The sequence below is a fragment of the Micromonospora sp. IBSANI012 genome (assembly GCF_052814045.1).
Genome location: NZ_CP199933.1, coordinates 5287257 through 5313070, shown reverse-complemented (window position 1 = coordinate 5313070; position 25814 = coordinate 5287257). Strand labels below are relative to the sequence as shown.

At 74.5% G+C, this 25814-nt stretch carries 22 protein-coding genes; 15 read left to right on the top strand and 7 right to left on the bottom strand.

Going from position 1 to position 25814, the window contains the following annotated elements:
* Positions 1-51: 51 nt before the first annotated feature.
* Together ACTWM8_RS24480 and ACTWM8_RS24475 are read left to right on the top strand one after the other, a co-directional pair.
* Positions 52-1065 carry a cobalamin biosynthesis protein gene (locus ACTWM8_RS24480; RefSeq protein ID WP_446211058.1) on the top strand — a complete coding sequence of 338 codons (1014 nt, stop codon included), beginning with the start codon at positions 52-54 and terminating at the stop codon, positions 1063-1065.
* Positions 1062-2606: a cobyric acid synthase gene (locus ACTWM8_RS24475; RefSeq protein WP_446211057.1), complete on the top strand. Its 1545-nt coding sequence runs from the start codon at positions 1062-1064 to the stop codon at positions 2604-2606. The genes ACTWM8_RS24480 and ACTWM8_RS24475 overlap by 4 nt, the downstream gene beginning before the upstream one ends.
* 106 nt (positions 2607-2712) lie before the next feature.
* Here ACTWM8_RS24475 and ACTWM8_RS24470 read toward each other — a convergent pair whose 3' ends face one another.
* A complete protein-coding gene (locus ACTWM8_RS24470) occupies positions 2713-3114 on the bottom strand; it encodes a rhodanese-like domain-containing protein (RefSeq protein WP_446214661.1) in 402 nt (133 codons plus the stop codon).
* Between the two features lie 180 nt (positions 3115-3294).
* On the opposite strand from ACTWM8_RS24470, the gene ACTWM8_RS24465 reads away from it, so the two are divergent.
* The 4 genes from ACTWM8_RS24465 to ACTWM8_RS24450 all read left to right on the top strand — a co-directional run bounded on the left by ACTWM8_RS24465 (position 3295) and on the right by ACTWM8_RS24450 (position 7388).
* Entirely contained in the window at positions 3295-3999 is a 705-nt protein-coding gene (locus ACTWM8_RS24465) for a uridine kinase family protein (RefSeq protein ID WP_446211056.1), read from the top strand.
* A 36-nt stretch (positions 4000-4035) separates the two neighbouring features.
* The gene (locus tag ACTWM8_RS24460; RefSeq protein ID WP_446214660.1) at positions 4036-5388 is read left to right on the top strand and encodes a M20/M25/M40 family metallo-hydrolase; all 1353 of its coding nucleotides are present in this window, start codon (positions 4036-4038) and stop codon (positions 5386-5388) included.
* Positions 5389-5514: 126 nt separating this feature from the next.
* Complete coding sequence (locus ACTWM8_RS24455; RefSeq protein ID WP_088975693.1) at positions 5515-5721, top strand: hypothetical protein; 207 nt, start codon at positions 5515-5517, stop codon at positions 5719-5721.
* A gap of 83 nt (positions 5722-5804) precedes the next feature.
* Positions 5805-7388, top strand: coding sequence for an ATP-dependent DNA ligase (locus ACTWM8_RS24450; RefSeq protein ID WP_446211055.1), 1584 nt, complete (start codon positions 5805-5807; stop codon positions 7386-7388).
* A gap of 18 nt (positions 7389-7406) precedes the next feature.
* Here ACTWM8_RS24450 and ACTWM8_RS24445 read toward each other — a convergent pair whose 3' ends face one another.
* On the bottom strand, positions 7407-8354 hold the full coding sequence (locus ACTWM8_RS24445; protein WP_446211054.1) for a hypothetical protein: 948 nt from the start codon (positions 8352-8354) through the stop codon (positions 7407-7409).
* A gap of 86 nt (positions 8355-8440) precedes the next feature.
* Positions 8441-9256: an SURF1 family cytochrome oxidase biogenesis protein gene (locus ACTWM8_RS24440; protein WP_446211053.1), complete on the bottom strand. Its 816-nt coding sequence runs from the start codon at positions 9254-9256 to the stop codon at positions 8441-8443.
* Between the two features lie 173 nt (positions 9257-9429).
* On the opposite strand from ACTWM8_RS24440, the gene ACTWM8_RS24435 reads away from it, so the two are divergent.
* Together ACTWM8_RS24435 and ACTWM8_RS24430 are read left to right on the top strand one after the other, a co-directional pair.
* On the top strand, positions 9430-10797 hold the full coding sequence (locus ACTWM8_RS24435; RefSeq protein WP_446214659.1) for a cobyrinate a,c-diamide synthase: 1368 nt from the start codon (positions 9430-9432) through the stop codon (positions 10795-10797).
* Positions 10794-11363: a GNAT family N-acetyltransferase gene (locus ACTWM8_RS24430; protein ID WP_446211052.1), complete on the top strand. Its 570-nt coding sequence runs from the start codon at positions 10794-10796 to the stop codon at positions 11361-11363. The genes ACTWM8_RS24435 and ACTWM8_RS24430 overlap by 4 nt, the downstream gene beginning before the upstream one ends.
* Before the next feature lie 205 nt (positions 11364-11568).
* Here the strand turns inward: ACTWM8_RS24430 and ACTWM8_RS24425 are convergent, their stop codons facing one another.
* Positions 11569-13701, bottom strand: a complete 2133-nt coding sequence (locus ACTWM8_RS24425) for a transglycosylase domain-containing protein (RefSeq protein ID WP_446211051.1) — start codon at positions 13699-13701, stop codon at positions 11569-11571.
* Positions 13702-13834: 133 nt separating this feature from the next.
* On the opposite strand from ACTWM8_RS24425, the gene cobC reads away from it, so the two are divergent.
* From cobC to cobA, 3 genes are read left to right on the top strand one after another with little or no spacing between them, the layout of a single operon-like run.
* Positions 13835-14920: an Rv2231c family pyridoxal phosphate-dependent protein CobC gene (cobC, locus tag ACTWM8_RS24420; RefSeq protein ID WP_446211050.1), complete on the top strand. Its 1086-nt coding sequence runs from the start codon at positions 13835-13837 to the stop codon at positions 14918-14920.
* Positions 14920-15999: a nicotinate-nucleotide--dimethylbenzimidazole phosphoribosyltransferase gene (cobT, locus tag ACTWM8_RS24415; RefSeq protein ID WP_446214658.1), complete on the top strand. Its 1080-nt coding sequence runs from the start codon at positions 14920-14922 to the stop codon at positions 15997-15999. Before cobC ends, cobT begins: the two co-directional genes overlap by 1 nt.
* Positions 15996-17222: a uroporphyrinogen-III C-methyltransferase gene (gene cobA / locus ACTWM8_RS24410; protein WP_446211049.1), complete on the top strand. Its 1227-nt coding sequence runs from the start codon at positions 15996-15998 to the stop codon at positions 17220-17222. The genes cobT and cobA overlap by 4 nt, the downstream gene beginning before the upstream one ends.
* Before the next feature lie 160 nt (positions 17223-17382).
* Here the strand turns inward: cobA and otsB are convergent, their stop codons facing one another.
* Entirely contained in the window at positions 17383-19944 is a 2562-nt protein-coding gene (gene otsB, locus ACTWM8_RS24405) for a trehalose-phosphatase (protein ID WP_446214657.1), read from the bottom strand.
* A 38-nt stretch (positions 19945-19982) separates the two neighbouring features.
* Positions 19983-21383, bottom strand: a complete 1401-nt coding sequence (locus tag ACTWM8_RS24400) for an alpha,alpha-trehalose-phosphate synthase (UDP-forming) (RefSeq protein WP_154942398.1) — start codon at positions 21381-21383, stop codon at positions 19983-19985.
* A 362-nt stretch (positions 21384-21745) separates the two neighbouring features.
* Between ACTWM8_RS24400 and ettA the strand changes: the two genes are divergently transcribed.
* The 4 genes from ettA (at position 21746) to ACTWM8_RS24380 (ending at position 25287) form a co-directional block, all read left to right on the top strand.
* Complete coding sequence (gene ettA / locus ACTWM8_RS24395; protein WP_446211048.1) at positions 21746-23422, top strand: energy-dependent translational throttle protein EttA; 1677 nt, start codon at positions 21746-21748, stop codon at positions 23420-23422.
* 13 nt (positions 23423-23435) lie between these two features.
* Positions 23436-23882, top strand: a complete 447-nt coding sequence (locus tag ACTWM8_RS24390; protein WP_446211047.1) for an acyl-CoA thioesterase — start codon at positions 23436-23438, stop codon at positions 23880-23882.
* Positions 23879-24568, top strand: coding sequence for a hypothetical protein (locus tag ACTWM8_RS24385; RefSeq protein ID WP_446211046.1), 690 nt, complete (start codon positions 23879-23881; stop codon positions 24566-24568). The genes ACTWM8_RS24390 and ACTWM8_RS24385 overlap by 4 nt, the downstream gene beginning before the upstream one ends.
* A 131-nt stretch (positions 24569-24699) precedes the next feature.
* Positions 24700-25287, top strand: a complete 588-nt coding sequence (locus tag ACTWM8_RS24380; RefSeq protein WP_446211045.1) for a YbjN domain-containing protein — start codon at positions 24700-24702, stop codon at positions 25285-25287.
* A gap of 46 nt (positions 25288-25333) precedes the next feature.
* Here ACTWM8_RS24380 and ACTWM8_RS24375 read toward each other — a convergent pair whose 3' ends face one another.
* Complete coding sequence (locus ACTWM8_RS24375) at positions 25334-25762, bottom strand: globin (protein ID WP_446211044.1); 429 nt, start codon at positions 25760-25762, stop codon at positions 25334-25336.
* Positions 25763-25814 lie beyond the last annotated feature (52 nt).

The following is a 25814-nucleotide window of genomic DNA, read 5'->3' as shown; positions in this document are numbered from 1 at the left end:
CGTCGGTCACCCCGCCGTACGGCTAGGCTGGCCGGCCGGAGGTGGTGCGAGGTGCGTCAGGCGACCGCCGTGGCGAACGCGGCAGGGCTGGTGGCGGGGTACGCCCTGGACTCCCTGCTCGGCGACCCGCGTCGCTGGCACCCAGTGGCCGGCTACGGCCGCGCGGCCGGTGCCCTCGAACGGCGGGTGTACCGCCCCGACCGGGCCGCCGGCGCGGTTTTCACCACGCTCGCCGTCGGCGCGCCGGTGCTGCTCGGCGCCGCCGCCACCGTGGCGACCCGGCGGCACCCGGTGCTGCGGGGCCTGCTCGTGGCCGCCGGCACCTGGACGGTGCTGGGCGGGCGCACGCTGCGGCACGAGGCCGGCGTGATGGGGTCCGCCCTGCGCGGCGGCGACCTGCCGGCGGCCCGGCGCCGCCTGGGCCACCTCTGCGGGCGGGACCCGTCCGCGCTCGACGAGTCCGAGCTGGCCCGGGCCACCGTCGAGTCGGTCGCCGAGAACACCTCCGACGCGGTGGTCGCCCCGCTGCTCTGGGGAGCGGTCGCCGGCCTGCCCGGCCTGCTCGGCTACCGCGCGGCCAACACGCTCGACGCCATGGTCGGCCACCGCTCGCCCCGCTACGCCCGCTTCGGTACCCCGTCCGCCCGCCTCGACGACCTGCTCAACCTGGCGCCGGCGCGGCTGACCGGGCTGCTCACCGTCGCCCTCTCCCCGACCGCGCACGGCGACCGGGCCCGCGCCTGGCACGTCTGGTGCCGTGACCGCGACGACCACCCCAGCCCCAACGCCGGCCAGTGCGAGGCGGCGATGGCCGGTGCCCTCGGCGTCCGGCTGGGCGGGCGCAACGTGTACTTCGGCCGCTCCGAGGTGCGGCCGTTCCTCGGCGACGGCCCCCGCCCCGAGGCGCGGCACCTGAAGCGGGCCGCCCGGATCTCCGGCGCCGTCGGGCTGGCCGCGCTCGGGATCGCGGCCGCCTGGCCGCTGACCGGCGGGCGGCTGGTGGCGGCGGTGGGCCGGCGGGGGCTGCGCGGACTGGGCGCCGTCGGTCGGGGGAGTGGACGGTGAGCGGCGGGCTGCTGGTCGCCGGCACCACCTCCGACGCCGGCAAGAGCGTGCTCACCGCTGGCATCTGCCGGTGGCTGCACCGTCGGGGGGTCGCGGTGGCCCCGTTCAAGGCGCAGAACATGTCCAACAACTCCGCGGTGGTCGTCGGCCCCGACGGCCGCGGGGGCGAGATTGGCCGCGCCCAGGCGATGCAGGCCGCGGCCTGCGGGCTCGCCCCCGACCTGCGGTTCAACCCGGTGCTGCTCAAGCCCGGCAGCGACCTGGCCAGCCAGGTGGTGCTGCTCGGCGAGGCCGTCGACACCGTCACCGCCGGCAACTTCCGCGAGCTTCGGCCGAAGCTCGCCGAGACCGCGTACGCGGCCCTGGCCGAGCTGCGCGAGGCGTACGACGTGGTGATCTGCGAGGGCGCCGGCAGCCCGGCCGAGATCAACCTGCGGGCCGGCGACTACGTCAACATGGGGCTGGCCCGGCACGCCGGCCTGCCCACCATCGTGGTCGGCGACATCGACCGGGGCGGGGTGTTCGCCTCGATGTTCGGCACCGTCGCCCTGCTCGACCCGGCCGACCAGGCGCTGGTCGCCGGCTTCGTGATCAACAAGTTCCGGGGTGACCCGGGGCTGCTCCAGCCGGGGCTGGAGATGCTGCGGGGGGTCACCAGCCGCCCGACGTACGGGGTGCTGCCCTGGCACCTCGACCTCTGGCTCGACGCCGAGGACTCCCTCGCGTACGGGCGGGTGCTCGGCCGGCCGGCCGCGCCACGCGGCACCGACTGGCTGGACGTCGCCGTGGTCCGGTTGCCCCGGATCAGCAACGCCACCGACGTCGAGGCGCTCGCCACCGAGCCGGGCGTGCGGGTCCGGCTGACCGTCGAGCCCGCCGAATTGGCCGCCGCCGACCTGATCGTCCTGCCCGGCTCCAAGTCCACCGTCGCCGACCTGACCTGGCTGCGCGAGACCGGCCTCGCCGACGCCGTCACCGCGCACGCCGCCGCCGGCCGGCCGCTGCTCGGCATCTGCGGCGGCTTCCAGATGCTCGGCCGGGCCATCCACGACCCGGTGGAGAGCCGCCGGGGCAGCGTCCCCGGGCTGGGCCTGCTCCCGGTCGAGATCACCTTCGACCCGCGCAAGACCGTCCGGCAGGCGGTGGGCACCGCCGCCGATGGCGTCCCGGTGCGCGGCTACGAGATCCACCACGGGTACGTCTCGACCGCCGACCCGGGCCTGCCCCCGCTCCTGACGTACGCCGCCGGCGACGGTGAGGGCGCGCGGCTCGGCGCGGTGTACGGCACCCACTGGCACGGCGCGTTCGAGTCCGACGAGTTCCGCCGCCGGTTCCTCACCGAGGTGGCCCGGACCGCCGGGCGGCACGGTTTCCGGGTGGCGCCGGACACCGCCTTCGCCGCCGCCCGCGAGCGCTCGCTCGACCTGCTCGGGGACCTGGTCGAGGAACACCTCGACACCGACGCGCTGTGGCGGCTGGTCGAGACCGGCGCGCCGGCCGACCTGCCGTTCATCCCGCCCGGGGCCCCGCCAGCGACCTGACCGGCCCGCCAACGGGGCCACGCCGCCGGGCCACACGTGGCCCGGTCGCACGCGGCCCGGTCGGACCGAGGCGGTCAAGCGCGGCGCGGTCGGGCCGGTAATGGACTCAGGGGCGGATGTCGGCGGGCTCGTCGGAGAACGGCAGCCCCGCCTCCCGCCACGCCTGCACCCCGCCGATCATGTCGGTCGCGTTGCGCAGCCCCAGCGCCTGCAGGCTCGCCGCGGCGAGGCTGGAGCTGTAGCCCTCCCGGCACACCACGACGATCTCCCGGTCGTACCCGGTCGCCTCGGGGACGCGCCACTCGCTCGCCGGGTCCAGCCGCCACTCCAGCACCGTCCGGTCGATGACGACCGCGCCGGGCAGCTCACCCTGCTCGCGTCGCTGCGACTCGGTACGGGTGTCGACCAGCAGGGCGCCGGCCCGCACCGCCTCGACCGTCTCCTGCGGACTCAGCCGGCGCAGCCCGGCACGGGCCTGTTCCAGCAGGGCGTCCACGCCCGGACTCATCACGTCATGCAGCACATCCAGATCATGCCGGTCACCAGGAGCGACCGCCGGGCGAAACGGCCGGGCGGAAGACGGAACCAGGCTCACGGGGGACAACACCGCGATTACCCGGCGCGACCAGGGCAGACGGCCACCGGGCCGGGGGTCCGCGCGGCTCCCGGCGGCGCTAGCGTCGGCCGGGTGACAGGAGACCGGGAGGACGCCGGCGCGGAGCCCGGCCGGCCGCGGGTGGCGGTGGTCGAGGCGTACGCGGCGCTGGCCCGCCGGGTGCTGGCCCGTCCGGCGCGGCTGGGGCGTACCCGACTGGTGGCGGTCGACGGGCCGAGCGGCGCGGGCAAGAGCGTGTTCGCCGCGCGGCTCGCGGACGCCCTCGCCGCGCTGCCCGGCGGCGAGCGGCCACCGGTGGTGCACACCGACGACCTGCTCGACGGGTGGGACGACCAGTTCACCTTCTGGTCCCGGCTGGAGGAGCGGGTGCTGGCACCGCTGCGGGCCGGGCAACCCGGGGCGTACCAGCGCTACAGCTGGGTGCGGCGGGGCTTCCTGCCCCGGGCGGTGCCGGTGCCGGTCGCGCCGGTGCTGCTGGTGGAGGGGGTGAGCGCGGCGCGGGCGGCGATCCGCCCCGAGCTGAGCCTCGCGGTGTTCGTCACCGCCCCGGCGCCGCTGCGGCGGGCCCGGGCGCTGGACCGCGACGGCCCGCAGATCCTGCCGGAGCTGCGCCGCTGGCACGCCGGGGAACGCGCGCACTTCGTCGCCGACCGCACCGCCGTGCACGTGGACCTGGTGGTCGACGGCGCCCCGGCGCTGCCGCACGACGCCGCGCGCTACCTCGTGCGCCACCCCGCGAGCTGCGGCGACGCGGCCTTGCGAGGTGCGCCCAGGTAAGGTCGGCATACGATGCCGGTCATGACCACACCGATCATGTCCGAGTCCGAGGTGCGGGCCGCCGTCGAGCGTGAACTGCCCGGTGTCCGTGCCGATCTGGAACGACTCGTCCGCATCCCCGGCATCGCCTTCGAGGGCTTCGACCACTCGCACGTCGAGCGTTCCGCCGAGGCCGTCGCGGAGCTGCTGCGCGGCTGCGGCCTCGACACCCGGATCGTCCGCTCCGGCGGCCAGCCGGCGGTGATCGGGAGGAAGCCGGCACCGCCCGGGGCACCCACCGTCCTGCTGTACGCCCACCACGACGTGCAGCCGGTCGGCGACCTGTCGCTCTGGGAGTCCGACCCGTTCGAGCCGGTCGAGCGGGACGGCCGCCTCTACGGCCGGGGCGCCGCCGACGACAAGGCCGGCATCATGGCGCACGTCGCGGCGCTGCGCGCCTTCGGCGACCAGCTCCCGGTCGGCGTGGTCCTCTTCATCGAGGGGGAGGAGGAGTACGGCTCCGACTCGCTGGAGCGGCTGCTCGCCGAACACCGGAGCGAGATCGCCTCCGACGTCATCGTGATCGCCGACTCCACCAACTGGGACGTCGGCGTACCGGCGCTGACCACCTCGCTGCGCGGCATCGTCAACTGTTTCGTCGAGGTGCGCACCCTCGACCACGCGGTGCACAGCGGCATGTTCGGCGGCGCGGTGCCGGACGCGCTGACCGCGCTGGTCCGGCTGCTGGCCACCCTGCACGACGACGCCGGTGACGTGGCCGTCGAGGGTCTCGTCGGGCGGGAGGGCGCCAGCGTCGACTACCCGGAGGACCGGTTCCGCACCGAGGCCGGCCTGGTCGCGGGTGCCAGCCTCTTCGGGACCGGCCGGATCACCGACCGGCTCTGGACCAAGCCGGCGCTCGCCGTCCTCGGCGTCGACGCGCCGGCCACCGCCGAGGCGCCGAACGCGCTCGTGCCGGCAGCAAAGGCCAAGCTCAGCGTACGGCTGGCGCCGGGAGACGACCGGACGCGCGCGTACGATGCGCTCCGCACCCACCTGGAGAAGCACGCGCCGTGGGGCGCCCAGGTGACAGTCACCTTCGAGCACGACGGCGACCCCTGCGTCATCGACGCCTCGGGCCCGATGTTCGACGCGGCCCGCGCCGCGTTCCGTACCGCCTGGGACGGCACCGATCCGGTGGACATCGGCGTCGGCGGCTCGATCCCGTTCATCGCCACCTTCCAGGAGATGTTCCCGCAGGCGGCGGTCCTGGTGACCGGCGTCGAGGACCCGCACGCGCGGGCGCACGGCCCGAACGAGAGCCTGCACCTGGGCGAGTTCGCCCGGGTCTGCCTGGCCGAGGCGCTGCTGCTGGCTCGGGTCGCCGAGGTGGAGCGCCAGGTCGGTTAGGGCCTGTGTCAAGTCAGTGGCTGGCCAGGGGCTTTGGCGCAGGCCCTTGGTGACGGAACCGTAACTTCGAGGCCGATGTCGGAGTTTGCGGTGTGTCGGGCGCAGGGCTGTTATAGCCTTTCGAACATGCGTACGAACGACGTGATGGCGCGGCTCGAGGCCGCCGTGAGTGCTCTGGGGGACGTCGACGTCTCCGCGTGGCCCGAGGACACGCTCAAGGAACAGCTCGGCGAGCTCTCGGCCGCGCTGGTCGCCCTCGACGGCGTCCTCTCCCGGGTCGCCGACGAGGTGCGGGCCCGGGGCCTGCGCATCGAGGAGCCCGTCTCCGCCTGAGAGGCTGTCCCGCGCCGCCCACCAGGACGGCCCGGGCACGGCAATGCCCGGGTGGTGTCGGGGGTGGCTGGCAGGATGAGGCCGTGCGGTTCCTCGACCTGGCAGCCACCTCCGCGGCGGTCGGCGCCACCAGCGGCCGGCGGGCCAAGGTGGAGCTGCTCGCCGCCGCGCTGCGGGCGCTCGACCCGGCCGAGGTGCCGGCCGGCTCCGGCTACCTCGCCGGCGAGCTGCGCCAGCGGCAGACCGGCGTCGGCTGGGCCGCCCTGCGCGACCTGCCGGCACCGGCCGCCGAGCCGTCCCTGACCGTGGCCGTCGTGGACGCGGCGGTCGACCGGATCGCGGCGGTCAGCGGCCCCGGCTCGCAGGCTCGCCGGCGGGAGCTGCTGGGCGCGCTCTTCGCCGCCGCGACCGCCGACGAGCAGCGGCTGCTGGTCGGGCTGTTCAGCGGGGAGCTGCGCCAGGGTGCCCAGGCGGGGCTGCTCGCCGACGCCATCGCCCGGGCCGCCGAGGTGCCGGTCGCCGCCGTCCGCCGGGCCCTGCTGCTCGCGGGTGACCTGCGAGCGGTGGCGGTCGCCGCGCTCTCCGGGGGCGCCGCCGCGCTGGCCGAGTTCGGGCTCCAGGTCGGCCGACCGCTCGCCCCGATGCTGGCGCAGAGCGCCCCGTCGGTCGACGCGGCGCTTGAGGCCGCTGGCGTACCGGCGGTGGTGGACGTCAAGCTCGACGGCATCCGGATCCAGGTGCACCGCTCCGGCGACGACATCGCCGTCTTCACCCGCAGCCTCGACGAGTGCACCACCCGGGTTCCCGAGGTGGTCGCCGCCGTGCGCGCGCTCCCCGCCCGCGAGCTGGTGCTCGACGGCGAGGCCATCGGGCTGGACGCCACCGGCCGCCCGCTGCCGTTCCAGCAGACCTCCAGCCGGGCCGCCCGGCGCACCACGCCGAGCACCACCAGCGGCGCTCCGGTCGCCCCGGCGGTGCTCGCCGCCGCCGAGACGACCGGCGAGACGGTGCTGACGCCGTACTTCTTCGACCTGCTGCACATCGACGGCGAGGATCTGATCGACCGGCCCGGCCGGGAGCGGTGGGCGGCGCTGGCCGGCGCCGTCGACGAGTCGCTGCTGGTCGGGCGGATGGAGGTGGACGACGCCGAGCGGGCCGCCGTGGCCTTCGCCGCCGCCATCGACGCCGGCCAGGAGGGCGTCGTGGTGAAGTCGCCGGACGCGCCGTACGACGCGGGCCGGCGCGGCGCGGCCTGGGTGAAGGTCAAGCCCCGGCACACCCTAGACCTGGTGGTGCTGGCGGTGGAGTGGGGCAGCGGCCGGCGGCAGGGCTGGCTCTCCAACCTGCACCTCGGCGCCCGGGATCCGCACACCGGCGATTTCGTGATGCTCGGCAAGACGTTCAAGGGCCTCACCGACGAGCTGCTGCGCTGGCAGACCGAGCGGTTCCTGTCGCTGGCGGTCGAGCGCGGCGACTGGGTGGTCCGGGTCCGCCCCGAGCAGGTGGTCGAGATCGCCTTCGACGGGGTGCAGACCAGTTCCCGCTACCCGGGCGGGATGGCGCTGCGCTTCGCCCGGGTGGTGCGCTACCGCGAGGACAAGTCCGCCGCCGAGGCGGACACCATCGACATGGTCCGGGCGATCCACGCCGGGCGGGCCGGCGGCTGACCCGCGCCGCCGCCGGGATCAGAACGTCGACAGCGACCGGGCGTAGTTCACCTGGTTGTTGATGTGCTGCACCTGGCCCTGGTCCACCACCGGGATGCGGGCCACGTACTGGTGGGCGCCGTTGACGACCGTCACCTGGACGGTGCCGTGGTGCCGGGTCTCCTTGACCAGCAGGAAGAGCAGGCTGAAGAAGGTCAGGCAGAAGAAGCCCACGATGGCGCAGACCAGCGCCCAGGTGGCGATCTTCTCCTCCTTCTGCCAGAAGTCCGCCACCTGCCAGGAGGCGCCGGCCAGCGGCAGCACCCCGGCCGGCGTCCGGATCACCGGCGGGGTGACCACGATCTCGCCGATCTGCACCGCCACCACGTCCGGCCGGGCCGGCGGGTAGCCGGCGGGCAGCAGCGCCGGCGCGGGCACCGGCGGATGCGGCCCCGGCCGGGCGGGCGGCGCGGAGAACTGGGCCGGCACCGGGAACGGCGCCGGCGGCGCCGAGAAGTGGGCCGGCGGCGCGGAGAACTGCGCCGTCGCGGGCGGCGCGGAGTGCGCCATCGGCAGGTGCGCGGTCGGCGGCGACTGCGGGGGTACGTGTCCGACCGGTCCCGCCGGCGGCATGGCGTACAGCGCGGGCGGAACGGCGGGGTACGGCGCGGTCGGGCCGGCGGAGTGCGGCGCGGGGAACTGCGCGGTGGGTGCGGGATGCGGTGCCGGCGGCGCGGAGAACCGCGCGGTCGGCTCCTCGTGCCCGGCTGGCGGCGCGGGGACGTGCGCGGTGGACGGCGCCGCCGGCGGGGCGGAGAACGGCGCGGTGGGGGCCGGGTGCGGTGCCGGCGGCGCGGAGAACCGCGCGGTGACCGGCGGGGTGTCCGAGGGCGGCATGGCGCTCCACGGGTCGTAGGCCGGGTACGCCGCCGTCGCCGGCTCCGACGGGGCGGTGGTGGGATCAGGGGTCGCCGGCTCGTTGATCACGGGCGGACCCTACAACGTCCTCCGCTGTCCCGTGGCCCGCCCGACTGTCCGGTTTCACCCGGCCGAGGAGACCGCCGATCGCGCCGTCAGGCCGGGGTGGCGGGTTCCGCTGCCCGGTCGACCGGCCCCTTCGGCGCGTCCAGCCCCGCCGCCCGCCGGGCCTCCCGGCGGGCGACCCAGCCGTAGCCGAAGAGCGACATCGCGGCGAAGAGCCACCACTGGATCACGTAGCCGAAGTTCTGCCAGTTGTTGGCGTGCCCGATGGGTACCGCGCGGAAGGCCGGGTCGTTCGCCGGGGTCTGCTCGTCCAGCAGCAGGTACGCCCCGTGCACCGGGTACGGCAGCTCGCGGGCGATCTTGTCGACGGTGACCCGGCGGGTCTCCAGCCGGCCGTCGCGCCGGTCCACGCCGGACCCGCCGGTCTCGGTGGGGTGCACCCGACCGACCACCGTCACGTCGCCGGTGGGCAGGGCGGGCACCTGCGGCATGGCCATCGCGCCACCCGGTGCGGGCGGGACCCAGCCCCGGTCGACCAGCACGGCCGTGCCGTCGGTCAGCACCAGCGGGGCGAGCACCTCGAATCCGACCTTGCTGTCGACCGTCCGGCCACGGATCAGGACCACGTTCGCGGCGTCGTACCGGCCGGTGGCGGTGACCCGGCTCCACTCGACCTGCTCGGCGGGGGCCGGGCCGACGGAGCCCGCCCCGCCGGTGGGTGCGGGCAGCGCGTCGCGCAGCGGCGCGGGGGTGCCCCGGCTACCGGCGTCGATGCGCTCGTTGACCGCCGTGCGCTGCTCGTAGCGGTCCAGCTGCCAGTTGCCGAGCAGCACCATCACCGCGGCGGCGACCAGGGTCAGCGCGAGGATGCCCAGCCAGCGTGGGGTCAGGAGGAACCGGTACACGCCACGAGGCTACCTGTATGACCGCGACCACTGACCGCGACGGCCCGGTGCGCGGACCGGTCGGCGGCCGCCACGTGTCGGTCTGGGCGGGTATGGTCACGCGAGCGGATCTCCGGTCGGAGATCTTCCCGGTCGTCCGCTTGCCACCACCCGTCGCCCGCGAGGAGTCGATGATGACCGCCGTGCCGCGCCTCGTGCTCAGCGCGCCGTCCTCCGGACACGGCACCAACGCGCTGGCCATCGGGCTGCTCGCCGCCCTCGCCGAACGGGGCCTGGACGTCGCCGGCTTCAAGGTCGGCCCGGACCACGTCGACGCCGCGTACCTCGGCCTGGCCGCCGGTCGACCCGGCCGCAACCTCGACGCGAGGCTGGTCGGCGCGGACCGGCTCGGCCCGCTCTTCGCGCACGGCGCGGCCGGCGCCGAGCTGGCCGTGGTGCAGGGCACCATGGGGCTGTACGACTCGGTCGCCGGGCGCCCCGACGCGGAGTCCACGGCGGCCGTGGCCACCGCCCTGCGCAGCCCGGTCGTGCTGGTGGTGGACGTGGCGGCGATGGGGCAGTCGGTGGCCGCCCTGGTGCACGGCTTCCGCTCCTACGACGACCAGCTCTGGCTCGGCGGGGTGATCCTCACCCAGGTCGCGTCCCCGCGTCACGAGGCGATGCTGCGGCAGGCGCTCGACGACGTCGACGTCCCCGTCTACGGCGCGCTGCGCCGGCACGAGCTGCCCCCGGTGCTGCCCGCCCGGCGGCACGGCGTGCTGCCGGTGGTCGGCGGCGACGCCGAGGCGGCCCGCGCGGTGCGGCGCCTCGGCGAGGCGGTGGCCGGCACCGTCGAGTTGGACCGGCTGCTCGCGCTGGCCCGCTCCGCGCCCGCGCTGACCGTCGAGCCGTGGTCGCCGTCGCCGGCCGCCCCGGTCGAGGGCCGCCCGCTGGTCGCGCTGGCCGGTGGGCCGGGCGGCAGCTACAGCTACGCCGAGACGGCCGAGCTGCTGCGCGCGGCGGGCGCCGAGGTGGTCACCGTCGACCCGCTGCGCGACGAGGCGCTGCCCGCCGGCACCCGGGCGCTGGTCGTCGGCGCCGGCCTGCCCGAGTCGTACGCCGCCGAACTCTCCGCCAACCGCCGGCTCTGCATCGCCGTGGCCGAGCTGGCCCGCACCGGCCGCCCGGTGCTCGCCGAGGGGGCGGGCCTGCTCTGGCTGGCCCGCGAGCTGGACGGCCGGCCGATGTGCGGGGTGCTGGACGCGATGGGCGCCAGCCGCGATGGTCTGGTCGTCGGCTACCGCGAGGCGACCGCGCGCACCGCCAGCGTGGTCGCCGAGGCCGGGGCGACCGTGGTCGGCTACAAGCAGCACAGTGCGGTGCTCACCCCCCGGGCCGGTGAACGCCCGGCGTGGAGCTGGGAGGGCGGCGCTCCCGAGGGCTTCGTCTGGCGGGGCGTGCACGCCTCGCAGCTCGGCCTGCACTGGGCGGCCGACCCGGCCATCGCGACGCGACTGGTGTCGGCGGCCGGGATTGCCGAGGGCGTCGGGGCACCGGCGTGATCGGGCAGGTGGCCGTCCGCCGCTTCCCGGCGCTGACCGTCTCCACCCCGCGTACGGAGGTGCGCCAGCTGCGGGCGGCGGACGCCGACGAGGTCGACGAGGTCTTCGCCGACCGGCAGACCCAGCGCTGGCTGCCGCTGGCCGACGCCAACGGGCAGATCGACGGGCCGGCCTGGTGCACGGATCTCGCCCGGCAGCGGCGCGACAGCGGCGACGGCGACCACTACGCGGTGGTGCGCCGGGAGGACGCCCGGGTGGTCGGCTGCCTCTGGACCCGGCGCACGGACTGGGGTGCCCGGCTCACCGAGGTGTCGTACGCCCTCGCCCCGCACGCCCGCGGGTTCGGGCTGGCCGCCGAGGCGGTGGACGCGCTGGCCATCGCGCTGATCCTGGAGCACGGCTTCCAGCGGGTCGAGCTGCGGGTGGCCCCGGGCAACGTGGCCTCCCGCCGGGTCGCGGAGAAGGCCGGCTTCAGCTACGAGGGCCTGCTGCGCAACGCCGGCTTCGTCCGGGGCGCCCGGGTCGACCTGGAACTCTGGTCCCTGGTCGCCGCCGACCTGCACTGAACGCCCCGCCCGTCACCGCGCCCGCCCCGCGCCCGGCCGGCCCGTGAGCGGGGCGGCAGCCGCCCCGCGACCCGCCGGCCCGCGAGCGGGGGCCGGCGCCCATGACCCGCGCCGGCCCGCGGCCGGGGGCGGACAGAAGCGCTGCGCCAGGAACCGCACCGTTCCTGACGCAGCGCTCCCGGTCATCCGGGCGGGCGGGCCGGTCTCACCCCACGATGCGGTCCGACGGTGGGGTGAACTGGCGGGGGGCCGTGCCCTTGAGGCCGTCGCGCAGCGTCTCGGCGACCGCGCTGACGGGGACCTGGGACTGGCCGTCACCCACCGCGTTGAACGGGTTGTCGGGGTCGGCGATGAAGCTCGCCGCCGCCAGTTCGGGCGTGTAGGCGACGAACCAGGCCGACCGGGTGCTGTCCGTGGTACCGGTCTTGCCGGCCACCGGGCGGCCCACCGTGCCCCGGACGCTGTCCGCCGTCGACCAGCCCCCGCAGCTGCCCTTCGCCGGGGTGTCCCCGGTCGGGCAGCGGGCGGCGTCGGTGGCGGCCCGGGCCGCGTCCGCGCTCACCACCTGCCGGCAGCGCGGCTTGGCCACCTCCCGCTGGATGCCGGACGCCGTCCGGTACGTCGCCGGCGTGCCGTCCCGGTTGGTGATCGACAGGACCGGCATCGCCTCGCAGTACCGGCCGTCGGCGGCGATCGCGGCGTACGCGTTGGCCAGCTCCAGCGGGGTGGCGTCGGAGACGCCCAGGGTGAACGCGCCCCACTTCTTGGCCTTGGCCGGGGAAGCGTGGTCCCGGTCCACGTCGGTACGCCAGCGCAGCCCGAGCTGCTCGGCGAGGCGTACCCCGCGGTCCGCGCCGATCTGCTCCTCCAGTTGGACGAAGTAGGTGTTCACCGACTTGCCGAAGCCGGACCACATGGTCTGCCGGCCGGTCATCGCCCCGCTGGCGTTGGACGGAGCCCAGCCGTCGTAGATCCTCGACTGGTATCGGTACGGCGAGTTGTACTCGGTGGACAGCGGCATCCCGGCGTCCAGCGCGGCGAGCATCGGGAACATCTTGAACGTCGATCCGGCCTGGTAGCCGGGGAGGCTGCCGCCGCCGAGCAGGGGCGCCACCGTGTTCGGGTAGTTCGCCTTGACCTTGGGGCCGGCCTCCGGGTTGGAGCTGGACGGGTTCTCGCTGAGGTCCAGCGAGTACGTCCGGTTCACCGCCATCGCCCTCACCCGGCCGGTGCCCGGCTCGGCCACCACGATGCCGTTGGCGAAGGGGCTGCCGACGCCGTCCTTCGCGCCGACGTTCTTCTCCGCCGCCGACTGGACCTTCGGGTCGAGGCTGAGCACGATCCGGTAGCCGCCCCGGCGCAGCTTGTCCATCCGCTCCAGCCGGTTCTCGCCGAACGCGGACTGCGCGCTCCACCAGTTCTTGACGTAGTCGCAGGCGAAGCCCCAGGTCTGGTACTGGCTGGGCAGTGAGGTGCAGTCGTTGGCCGGGGTCGTCACCCGGGTCCGGATGGGCTCCGACCGGGCCGCCGCCGCGGCGTCCGGGGAGAGGTAGCCGAGCTGGGCCATCCGGTCGAGCACGTAGTTGCGCCGGCCGGTGGCGTCCTTCTGGTCCGAGCTGATCGGGTCGTACTCGGAGGGGGACTTGACCAGCCCGGCGAGGGTGGCCGCCTCGACCGGGGTGAGGGTGGCCGGGGTCTTGGAGAAGAAGATCTGCGCGGCGGCGTAGATGCCGTACGCCCGGTGGCCGAAGTACGCCGAGTTGAGGTAGCGCTCCAGGATCTCCTCCTTGGTCAGCTCCTTCTCGACGTCCAGGGCCATCCGCATCTCCTTGACCTTGCGCAGGCTGGTCTGCTGGGTGGCCTCCTGGACCTCCTTCGGGGTCTTGGCGCTGTCCCGCAGCGCCATCCGGACGTACTGCATGGTCAGGGTCGAGGCGCCCTGGGAGACGCCGCTGGAGCGGGCGTTGGCCACGAAGGCCCGGGCGACGCCCTTCGGGTCGACGCCGTGGTGCTGGTAGAAGCGGTTGTCCTCGGCGGCGACGATCGCCTGCTGGATGTTCGGCGACATGTCCGACAGCTTCGTGTACTGCCGGTACTCCTCGTAGAACATGGTCAGGATCGTCTTGCCGTCGGGGGCGTAGAGGTACGACGTCTCGGCCGGCAGCGCGGTGCGCAGGATGCCCGTCTTCTGCTCCACGGCGTGCGCGGTGGCCTTGGCGCCGAGGCCGGTGAACGCGGCCAACGGGTAGGCCACGGCGGCGACGACGATGCCGGCGATGAGCCCGGCGCGGAGGAGCGGAACGGTACGACCAGCGGCAGCAAGGGGTCGGTTGCTCACAGGGTCAAGTTATGACATTTCCGATTCGGAAATGAGAAGAATTCATAAACGGGCGAGACTGTCGCCGAGCGGTGACGCGACCCACGTCGGGATCCGCTGTCCCGTACGGCGGCTTCCCGGCAGGATCACGGACATGCATGGTCAGCTGATCGAGGTGCCGCCGGGCACCGGGAAAGAACCCGATCTGGGGCACCACGGGGACGCCGAGGCAACCCCGGGCCTGGTCGACCTGGCCGTCAACGTCCGCCGGGACACCATGCCGGACTGGCTGGCCGACCCGCTCACCGCCTCGCTGGCCGAGCTGGCCGCGTACCCGGACCCGGGGCCGGCCCGGGCGGCCGTCGCCGCCCGGCACGGGCGTCCCCCGGCGGAGGTACTGCTCACCGCCGGCGCCGCCGAGGGCTTCGTGCTGCTGGCCCGCGCGCTGGCCGGGGTGCACCGCCCGGTGGTGGTGCACCCGCAGTTCACCGAGCCGGAGGCCGCGCTGCGCGCCGCCGGGCACCAGGTGGAACGGGTGCTGCTCGACCCGGCCGACGGTTTCCGGCTCGACCCGGCGCGGGTGCCCGCCGACGCCGACCTGGTCATGATCGGCAACCCGACCAACCCGACCTCGGTGCTGCACCCCGCCGCCGACCTGGCCGCCCTGGCCCGACCGGGCCGGGTGCTGGTCGTCGACGAGGCGTTCGCCGACACCACCCTGGCCCCCGGCGTGGCCGGCGAGCCCGAGTCGCTGGCCGGCCGGCGAGACCTGCCCGGCCTGGTGGTGGTGCGCAGCCTCACCAAGACGTGGGGGCTGGCCGGCCTGCGGATCGGCTACCTGCTCGGCGAGGCCCCGCTGCTGGACCGGCTGGCGGCCGTCCAGCCGCTCTGGGCCGTCTCCACCCCGGCGCTGGCCGCCGCCACCGCCTGCGCGTCGCCCACCGCCGTCGCGGCCGAGCGCGAGATCGCCGCGCGGCTCGCCGCCGACCGCGACCACCTGGTCGCCCGCCTGTCGGCCCTGCCCGGGGTACGCGTCGCGGGCCGCCCGGCCAGCGCCTTCGTTCTGTTGCACCTGGCCGGCGCCGACCGGGTGCGGGAGACCCTGCGCGAGCGCGGCTGGGCCGTGCGACGCGGGGACACCTTCCCCGGTCTGGGGCCGGACTGGCTGCGGGTGGCGGTACGCGACCCGGCGACCACCGACGCGTTCACCGACGTACTCGCCGAGATCCTGGAGGCATGATGCTGGAGACCACCATCGCGGCGATCGGGCCGCTCGACGAGCCGGCGATGGCCGCCGCGCGCGACCTCCAGGCCCGGCTGACCAAGCCCGCCGGTTCCCTCGGCGCCCTGGAGGAACTCTCCGTACGCCTCGCCGGGCTGGCCGGCGCCTGCCCGCCGCCGCTGCCCGAGCCGGCGGCGGTGGCGATCTTCGCCGGTGACCACGGCGTGCACGCCCAGGGGGTGACCCCCTGGCCGCAGGAGGTCACCGCCCAGATGATCGCCAACTTCCTGGCCGGCGGGGCGGTGGTCAACGCCTTCGCCCGCCAGGCCGGCGCCTCGGTCACCGTGGTCGACGTCGGCGTGGCCACCCCGCTCCCGGTCGACCCGGACGCCACCGACGATCCGGCGGTCGGACCCCGCCTGGTCGCCGCGAACGTCCGCCGGGGCACCCGGGACATGACCGTCACCGCGGCGCTCACCCGCGACGAGGCACGCACGGCGCTGGAGACCGGCATCCGGATCGCCGGCGACCTGGTCGACGCCGGAGCGGGCATCCTGCTCACCGGCGACATGGGCATCGGCAACACCACCCCGTCCGCGGCGCTGATCGCCGCGCTCACCGGTATCGACCCGGCCGAGGCGACCGGGCGCGGCACCGGGGTGGACGACGAGACGTACCGGCGCAAGGTCGGCGTGGTGCGGACCGCGCTGGACCGGCACCGGCCCGACCCGGCCGACCCGCTCGGCGTGCTGGCCGCCGTCGGCGGCCTGGAGCACGCGGCGCTGGCCGGCCTGATCCTCGGCGCCGCCGCCCGCCGCGTCCCGGTGCTGCTGGACGGGGTGATCGCGGCCAGCGCCGCGCTGGTCGCGACCGCCCTGGCCCCGGACGCGGTCGGCGCGATGGTCGCCGGGCATCGCTCCGCCGAGCCGGGGGCCACCGTGGCGCTGCGCCACCTCGGCCTGGACCCGCTGATCGACCTCGGCCTGCGCCTCGGCGAGGGCACCGGCGCGCTGCTGGCGCTGCCGGTGGTCACCGGCGCGGTCCGGGTGCTGCACGAGGTCGCCACCTTCGACTCGGCGGGGGTCTCCGAGAAGTGATCGGGAACCCCTACCCCCTCGGCCTGCGGCTCGCCGGCCGGCGGGTGGTCGTGGTGGGCGGGGGAGCGGTGGCCACCCGGCGGGTGCCCGCGCTGCTGGACGCCGGGGCGGACGTCTTCCTCGTCTCGCCGGAGCTGACCCCCGCGCTGCAGGCCCACGTCGACGCGGGGCGGCTGCACTGGGCGCCGCGCCGGTTCGTCCCGGCCGACCTGGACGGCGCCTGGCTGGTCCAGGTCGCCGTCGACGACCCGCTCGCCGCCGCGTCGGTCAGCGCCGCCGCCGCCGAGCGCCGGATCTTCTGCGTACGCGCCGACGACCGCTCCGCCGCCACCGCGTGGACGCCGGCGGTGACCCGGCACGGCCCGGTCACCGTGGCGGTGTTCGGCGGGGGCGACCCGCGGCGCGCGATGAGCGTCCGGGACGCCGTGCGCGACCTGCTGAACGTGCGCACCGGTCTGGCCGCCGCCGGGCGGGGCACGACGCCGGGCGGGGCCGCACCCGGTCGGGTGGCGCTGGTGGGTGCCGGGCCGGGCGATCCGGAGCTGATCACCGTCAAGGGCTGGCGGCTGCTCACCGAGGCGGACGTGGTGGTCGCCGACCGGCTGGTGCCCGGGCTGCTCCTGGACGAGCTGCGCCCCGACGTCGAGCTGGTGGACGCCTCCAAGATCCCGTACGGCCCGTCGCGCGCCCAGGAGGAGATCAACCGGATCCTGGTGGACCGGGCCCTGGCCGGGAAGGTCGTGGTCCGGCTCAAGGGTGGCGACCCGTACGTCTTCGGTCGGGGCGGCGAGGAGCTGCTGGCCTGCGCCGAGGCGGGCGTACCGGTGACCGTGGTGCCGGGGGTGACCAGCGCGATCGCCGTGCCGGCGGTGGCCGGCGTCCCGGTCACCCACCGGGCGGTGGCGCACGAGTTCACCGTCGTCTCCGGGCACGTCGCGCCGGACTCGCCGGACTCGCTGGTGCGCTGGCCGGCCCTGGCCGGGCTGCGCGGCACCCTGGTCGTCCTGATGGGACTGAAGAACCTCGCCGCGATCACCGCGACGCTCAACGCGCACGGCAAGGACCCGGCCACCCCGGTCGCCGTGATCCAGGAGGGCACCACCGGCGCCCAGCGGACGCTGCGCTCGACGCTCGGCGCGGTGGCGGCGGACGTGGTGGCGGCGGGCCTGCGCCCACCCGCCATCGTCGTGATCGGCGACGTGGTGGGCGCGCTCGACGTCTGATCGGCACCCCGGCGCCGGCCCCCTGACCAACCCCGCTCGCGGTCCCCGCGTCGGCCTGCGGGGTGGATCTTCGCCCCGGCCGGCGGCTCCGCACGACGGGGCGCCAGACGCGACGGCGGCCGGAGAGGTGTCTCTCCGGCCGCCGTCGTCGCTGGTCAGATCACTGCTTGAGCATGTTGTCCAGCAGCAGCGCGCAGCGGATCAGGCCGAGGTGGCTGTAGGCCTGCGGGTGGTTGCCCAGGCCGCGCTCGGCGAGCGGGTCGTACTGCTCGGGGAGCAGCCCGGTCGGGCCCGCCGTGTCGATCATCAGCATGAACAGCTCCTCCGCGTCGGTGCGGCGGCCGGTGCGCAGGTACGCCTCGATCAGCCACGCCGTGCAGATGTGGAAGCCGCCCTCCCGGCCGGGCAGGCCGTCGTCCCAGTGGTACCGGTAGACGACCGGCCCGCTGCGCAGGTCCGCCTCGATCCGGAGCACGGTGGAGAGGAAGCGCGGGTCGTCGCCGGGCAGCAGCCCGGACAGGCCGATCCAGAGCGAGGAGGCGTCCATGTCCTCGTCGCCGTACGCGACGCTGTACGCCTCGACCGCCTCGTGCCAGCCGTTCTCCAGCACGTTGGCGCCGATCCGGTCGCGCAGCTCCACCCACTCCGGCCGGTCCTCGCCGCCGTGCTGGCGCATGATGTGCAGCGCGCGGTCGACGGTCATCCAGCACATCACCTTGGAGAAGATGTGGTGCCGCGGGGGGAGGCGGGCCTCCCAGATGCCGTGGTCGGGCTCGTGCCAGCGGCGGCGGACCGCCTCGACCATGTTCTCCAGCACCCGCCACTCGTCCTCGCGGACCGAGCCCCGGGCGTCGGCCACGGCGGCGATCAGGTCCGCGATCGGGCCGAAGACGTCGAGCTGGAGCTGGTGGTTGGCGAGGTTGCCCACCCGGACCGGCCGGGAGCCGGCGTACCCGGGGAGAGTGTCGATGACCGCCTCGGCGCCCAGCTCGTAGCCGTCGATGGTGTAGAGCGGGTGCAGCCGCTCGGGGTGGCCGCCGGTGCGCTCGACGCAGCCGTCCACCCAGCGCAGCAGCGCCTCGGCCTCATCGAGGGAACCCAGGTCGACCAGCGCGCGGGCGGTCAGTGCCGCGTCGCGCAGCCAGCAGTAGCGGTAGTCCCAGTTGCGGACCCCGCCCAGCTCCTCGGGCAGCGACGTGGTCGCGGCGGCCAGGATCGAGCCGGTCGCCTCGTGGCAGAGGCCGCGCAGCGTGAGCGCGCTGCGGGCGACCAGGTCGCGGGCGGTGGTGGGCAGCCGCAGCGAGGCCACCCAGTCCTTCCACGGCTGCTCCGCCTTGGCCTGCCGCTCGTGGATCGGGACGGCGTGGTGCTCCAGGCTGTGCGTGCCGAAGCGCAGCTCCAGCACGACCTGGCCGCCGGCGGCGGAGAGGTCGACCATCGCCTCCGCGCTCTCGTTCACTCCGTCGCTTCTGACTTCCCAGGCCACACCCGGGGCGTAGAGCGCGACCGGCTCGTTGGAGCCGAGCACCAGCAGGCCGTCGTCGAGCGGCTGGAGCTGGACGGCGACCTGGCCGAACTCCGGGCGCGGGGCGAAGTCGATGCGGGCCTTGCCGGAGCCGGTCAGCACCCGGACCAGGGTCGAGTCGCCGGTGATGATCGCCGGGCCGTCGGGGGTGGTCTCCCGGGCCGGCAGGTCGAGCCAGTCGGTGACGGTGAGCCCGGACCAGCGGGTCTCCACGGTCATGGTGCCGCTGCGGTAGCGCTGCCCCAGCGGGATGCCACCGCGCTCCGGAGCGACCGTGAAGTGGCCGGCGGGGCTGCCACCGACCAGGTCGGCGAAGATCGCCGCCGAGTCCGGCTTGGGGTGGCAGAGCCAGCTGACCTTGGCGTCGGGGGTGAGCAGGGCGACCGTCCGCCCGTTGGAGAGCATCGAGTGCCGCTCGATCGGGACGGCCCGCTCGCCGAAGAGCCAGTGCCGGCGGGTCTCCAGCAGCAGGCCGAGGGCCCGGGCCGCCTCGATCGGCTCGGCGACCCGGTAGCCGGCCTGGGTGTCACCCGGGCCGATCTTGATGCCGACGTCCGGGCCGTGCAGGTTGCCGAAGGCGTTCTCGTCGGTGACGTCGTCGCCGATGAAGAGCACGGCGCTGGCCGAGAGTTGGGTGCGGAGTTGGTCGACGGCGGTGCCCTTGTGGGTGGCGACCACCGACAGCTCGATGACCTCCTTGCCCTGGGTGACCGTGACGTCGTCCCACTTCGCGGGGCCGTTGCGGACCGCCTCGATGGTGGCCGCCGCGACCTGCGGGTCGACCCCGCGGGTGTGCACGGCGACGCTGGCCGGCTTGCGCTCAAGCCGGACGCCCGGGTGGGCCGCGGCGATCTCGCGCAGCGCGTCGCGCAGCCGGGTGCGGACGGCGATCAGCTCGGGGGAGAGCCGCTCGACGAAGCCGATGTCGAACTCGGAGCCGTGGCTGCCGACCAGATGGACCTCGCTGGGCAGCCGGGAGAGCGCGGCCAGGTCGCGCAGCGCCCGACCGGAGACCACCGCGACGGTGGTCTGCGGCAGCGCGGCGAGCGCCCGAACCGCGGCGACCGACTCCGGCAGCGGCACGGCCTTGCTCGGGTCCTCCACGATCGGCGCGAGCGTGCCGTCGTAGTCGCAGGCGACCAGGAGCTGGGGGACCCGGGCGATCCGCCCGATGGCCGCGCGCAGCTCGGGGTCCATCGTCCCCGCGGGTGGGGTCACGATGTCGGTGGGGACGTTCACGCTGCCTCCACCCCGGACGTGCCGAGCTCGGTGAGGAACGATTTCGCCCAGTGCCCCACGTCGTGGGTGCGTAGATGACGTTGCATGATCCGCATGCGTCGACGGGCCTCCGGCTTCTCCACGTGTACGGCCCGCAGCAGGGCGTCCTTGACCGCGTCCGGGTCGTGCGGGTTGCACAGGAATGCCTGGCGCAGCTCGGTGGCCGCACCGGCGAACTCGCTGAGCACGAGCGCGCCGCCCTGGTCGGCGCGCGATGCCACGTACTCCTTGGCCACCAGATTCATTCCGTCTCGCAGGGGGGTCACCATCATCACGTCGGCCGCGACGTACATCGCGGCCAGCTCGGAGCGACTGTACGACTGATGCAGATAATGCACCGCCGGCACACCCACCCGTCCGAATTCGCCATTAATCCGACCAACCTCGCGTTCCACCTTGACGCGAAGTGCCTGGTAGTGCTCCACCCGCTCGCGGCTGGGCGTCGCGACCTGCACCATAACCGCGTCCGGCACTGTCAACTTTCCGTCAGCGAGGAGTTCCCGGAAGGCTTTCAGCCGAAGTTCGATGCCCTTGGTGTAGTCGAGCCGGTCGACGCCCAGGATGATCGTCTTCGGGTTGCCCAGCTCCTCGCGGATCTGCTTGGCCCGGGCCTGGATCGCCGGGTCGGCGGCCATCCGCTCCATCTCCTGGGTGTCGATCGAGATGGGGAAGGCGCCGGCCTTCACCTGCCGGCCGTCCACCTGGATCATCTGGCCCTCGTAGCGCAGGCCGAGCAGGTGCCGGGCCAGCCGGACGAAGTTCTGCGCGGCCAGCCGCTGCTGGAACCCGACCAGGTCGGCGCCGAGCAGCCCGCGCAGGATCTCGGTGCGGAACGGCATCTGCATGAACAGCTCGATCGGCGGGAACGGGATGTGCAGGAAGAAGCCGATCTTCAGGTCCGGCCGCAGCTCGCGGAGCATCGCCGGGACCAGCTGGAGCTGGTAGTCCTGGATCCAGACCGTGGCACCCTCGGCCGCCACGTCCGCTGCGGCCTCCGCGAACCGGGCGTTGACCAGGCGGTACGCCTCGCGCCACCGGCGCTTGTACGCCGGGGTCTCGACCGCGTCGTGGTAGAGCGGCCAGATGGTGGCGTTGGACTGGCCTTCGTAGTAGCGCTCCAGCTCCTCGGCGCTCAGCGGCACCGGGTGCAGGCGGATGCCCTCCAGGTCGAACGGCTCCGGAGCGGCGCCGGTACCGCCGGCCCAGCCGACCCAGGTGCCCTGGTGCTCGGCGAGGACGGGGTGCAGGGCGGTCACCAGCCCGCCCGGGCTGCGTCGCCACTGCCGTCCCTCGGGTGTGCTCACCTCGTCGACCGGCAATCGGTTCGCCACCACGACAAAGGAGCTACGGACGGTCACGATCGGCCACCTCCGGGTACTGACGGGTCCACCGCGATGAGAGTCTGAGCCTAGCTGCGGCGTCTGGCGCCCCGTGCCGGAGTCACCTACCCGTCCCACGGTCGCTGAACCTTACTCGTGATCATGGCGACAGCCTGGGCGGAGGTCGGCGCTCCCGCCGTCCTCCGGCTCGCAGGAAAGCCCGCGGGAGCCACCTGCGACGTACTGCTCGGGCGGGGTGATGTGGGCGCGGCGCGCCGTACCTGTCAGGATTGACGACGGCGTGCGCGCAGCCGGCTCCCGGCCGGCGGCGGCGGGCGGCGGACGCAGCCCGTGCCGTGCCCGCCAATCGGCGACAGCAACCGACGGAGGTAGCCCGCACCGTGGCCCAGTTCATCTACGTCCTGGAAAAGGCGCGCAAGGCGCACGGCGACAAGGTCGTGCTCGACAACGTGACGCTGAACTTCCTGCCGGGGGCCAAGATCGGTGTGGTCGGCCCGAACGGCGCCGGTAAGTCCAGCCTCCTCAAGATCATGGCAGGCTGGGACCGGCCGAGCAACGGCGAGGCCCGGCTGATGCCCGGCTACACCGTCGGCATGCTCGCCCAGGAGCCCCCGCTCAACGACAGCAAGACCGTCCTCGGCAACGTCGAGGAGGCGGTGGCCGAGACCAAGGCCAAGCTGGAGCGGTTCAACTCGATCGCCGAGCAGATGGCCACGGACTACTCCGACGAGCTGATGGAGGAGATGGGCAAGCTCCAGGAGGAGCTGGACCACGCCGACGCCTGGGACATCGACTCCAAGCTCGAACTGGCCATGGACGCGCTGCGCTGCCCGCCGCCGGACGCCGACGTCACCCAGCTCTCCGGTGGTGAGCGCCGCCGGGTCGCGCTGTGCAAGCTGCTGCTGGAGGCCCCCGACCTGCTGCTGCTCGACGAGCCCACCAACCACCTGGACGCCGAGAGCGTGCAGTGGCTGGAGCAGCACCTGGCCAAGTACGCCGGCACCGTCATCGCCATCACCCACGACCGGTACTTCCTGGACAACGTGGCCAACTGGATCCTCGAGCTGGACCGCGGCCGGGCCTACCCGTACGAGGGCAACTACTCCACCTACCTGGAGAAGAAGGCCGCCCGGCTGGCCGTCGAGGGCCGCCGCGACGCCAAGATGAAGAAGCGCCTCTCCGAGGAGCTGGAGTGGGTCCGCTCCAACGCCAAGGCGCGGCAGACCAAGTCCAAGGCCCGGCTCGACCGGTACGACGAGATGGCCGCCGAGGCGGAGAAGACCCGGAAGCTGGACTTCGAGGAGATCCAGATCCCGCCGGGCCCGCGCCTGGGCAGCACGGTCATCGAGGCGAACAGCCTCAGCAAGGGCTTCGGCGACCGGCTGCTGATCGACAACCTGTCGTTCTCGCTGCCGCGCAACGGCATCGTCGGCATCATCGGCCCGAACGGCGTCGGCAAGACCACCCTGTTCAAGACCATCGTCGGGCTGGAGCAGCCCACCGACGGCGAGGTGAGGGTCGGCAACACGGTCTCGCTGTCCTACGTCGACCAGGCCCGGCAGGGCCTCGACGGCGACAAGACCGTCTGGGAGGTCGTCTCCGACGGGCTGGACCACCTCATGGTGGGCAAGGTCGAGATGCCGTCGCGGGCGTACATCGCCGCGTTCGGCTTCAAGGGGCCGGACCAGCAGAAGCCCACCAAGGTGCTCTCCGGCGGCGAGCGCAACCGGCTCAACCTGGCGCTGACCCTGAAGATCGGCGGCAACGTCATCCTGCTCGACGAGCCGACGAACGACCTGGACGTGGAGACCCTCTCCAGCCTGGAGAACGCGCTGCTGGAGTTCCCCGGCTGCGCCGTGGTCATCTCCCACGACCGGATGTTCCTGGACCGGGTCGCCACGCACATCCTGGCCTGGGAGGGCGACGACGAGGACCCGTCCAAGTGGTTCTGGTTCGAGGGCAACTTCGAGGCGTACGAGAAGAACAAGGTCGACCGGCTCGGCGCCGAGGCGGCCCGCCCGCACCGGGTGACCTACCGCAAGCTCACCCGTGACTGACTGGTGCTGAGCCTTGGCTGACCGGTTCATCTACCACTGCACGCTGCGCTGGTCCGACCTGGACGCGTACGGGCACGTCAACAACTCGCGCTTCCTCACCCTCTACGAGGAGGCGCGGGTGGCGTTGATGTTCGCCGGCGGCCGGGCGTGGGGGGTGGGCTCGTTCGCCGACGGAGTGGTCATCCGCCGGCACGAGGTCGACTACCTGCGCCCGGTCGACTACGCGCTGGGCCGGGCCACCGCGGAGGCCGCCCCGACCGTCCGGATCGAACTGTGGGTGGAGGAGATCCGGGCCTCCCGGTTCACCGTCGCCTACGAGCTGTACGACGGCGACGTGCTGGCCAGCACCGCCCGGTCGGTGCTGGTGCCGTTCGACCTGGTGGCCAAGCGGCCCCGCCGGATCACCTCCGATGAGCGGGCCTTCCTGGTGGCGTACGCGCCCTCGGGCGGGGCGGCGTGAGTGGCGCGCGCGTCGTGACGCCGGGGCACGGGCTGGACGGGGTTCCCGACGCGGGGGCCTTCCTGGCCCGGCTGGTCCGCTTCGACCCGGCCACCGTGGTCCGGCTCCGCCCGGTCGACGGGGCCAGGCGTACGGCGCTCTGGGCCCGGCTGCCGTGGGACGTGCTGGTGGTCCGCACGGTGGCCGGCGCCGGCCCGGGTGACGTCACGGTCGCCGCCGCCGACCTGCTGGCCGAGCTGGAGTCCGCCAGCGGGGCGCTGCCGCGCCGGCGGGACGACCAGTGGCGCTGGCCGCTGCCGCCGACGGCGAGCCGCCGGGTGGAGGCGTTGCCCGCCGGGGAGCTGCGGCGGATCGCCGAGGCGGCGGCGGGCACCCTGCGGACCGCGGCCACCGAGGGCGTGGGCGGCCGGGCGGTGGGCCAGCGGGTGCTGCGCGACGCGCTGCTCGACCACGTGGCGGTGGTGGTCACCCCGGACGAGCCGCCGGGCGAGCCGGTCGAGGTGACCCAGCGCCTGGTCCAGGGCGTGGTCCGGATGGGATTCCTCGGGCCCGTCGACGCCCCGGGCGAGGTCCAGGTACGCGTCGCGGGCCGCTGGATCGGCCTGGTGGGACCGTACGGAGCGGCATGGTCGCGCAAGGTCTCGGAGCTGGCGATCCGACCGGTGAAGGATCATCCGAACGGATGACCCACGGTCATTCTTCTGGCCTGGGGCTGTCGTTGGGGGGGTGCTTCAACCCGGCTGTCCGGGTACCGTCCATCCTCGGATCCAACGCACCGTAGGCGTCCGGATCCGCTGGGGAGTGAGGTGCGCGAGCGATGCCGTGGTGGTCATGGCGCCCTGGTCCCGCCGCTGGCGGCGGCGACCCGGAAACTCGAACCGGGATCACAGTGGACAGCACCGTCCGGGTCGGACCACCGTCCCCCCGGCAGCCGGGGGACGACTGCAAGGCGGCCGAACGGCCGGTGATCGCAGACATGCCGGTCAGTGTGGAGCCGGTCACCCTGCGCCGGGTCTGTGAGGCCCTCGACCTGCTCGACGTGCGGTACCTGGCCGACGGCGACGGGAACCTGCTGGCCATGTGGGAGCGGCACGCGGTGCTGGTCACCCTGGAGGGCCCCGAGGACGAGATCCTGGTGATGCGGGCCCGTCCACACGCGACGGTCCCGCCGGACTGGGCGGACCGGGCCTACCGGGTGGTCAACGAGTGGAACCACACCCGCCGGTTCTGCAAGGCGTACATCGGCGACCCCACCGAGCGGGGCCAGTTGCCGATCTACGCCGAGCTGCAGGTGCCGCTGGGTGCGGGCACCCACGACGCGCTCCTGGTCGAGATGCTCGACTGCGGGGCGGCCGTGGCGACCACCTTCGTGGACTGGCTGCACGACGAGGGCGCCCTGCTCTGAGCCCGACGGGCGGGGCCGGCCCCGGCCGGTCGCGACCGCCGGGCCGTCAGGCGTCCCCGGCCGGCTCCTCCATCACGTTGACCATGAAGTACGCGGCGCGCTCCAGGTAGTCCCAGAGTGCCTTGGCGACCTCCGGCGGCAGGTCCAGCCGGTCGACCGCCCGCCGCATGTGGTGCAGCCAGGCGTCCCGCTCGGCCGCGCCGATCCGGAACGGCGCGTGCCGCATCCGCAGCCGCGGGTGCCCCCGCTGGGCGGAGTAGGTGTTGGGGCCACCCCAGTACTGCATGAGGAACAGCGTCATCCGGTCGGCGGCCGGCCCGAGGTCTTCCTCCGGGTACATCGGGCGCAGCAGCGGGTCGGTGGCGACGCCGACGTAGAACTCGTCGACCAGCTTGCGGAAGGTGGGCTCGCCGCCGACCGCTTCGAAGAGGGTCGTCGGCGCACCGGGCCGGTCGGACTCAGCTGCGGAATTCACCGTTCCATCCTGCCAGGTGCCCCGGTGCACCGGCCGCCGCGTACCGGCCGGG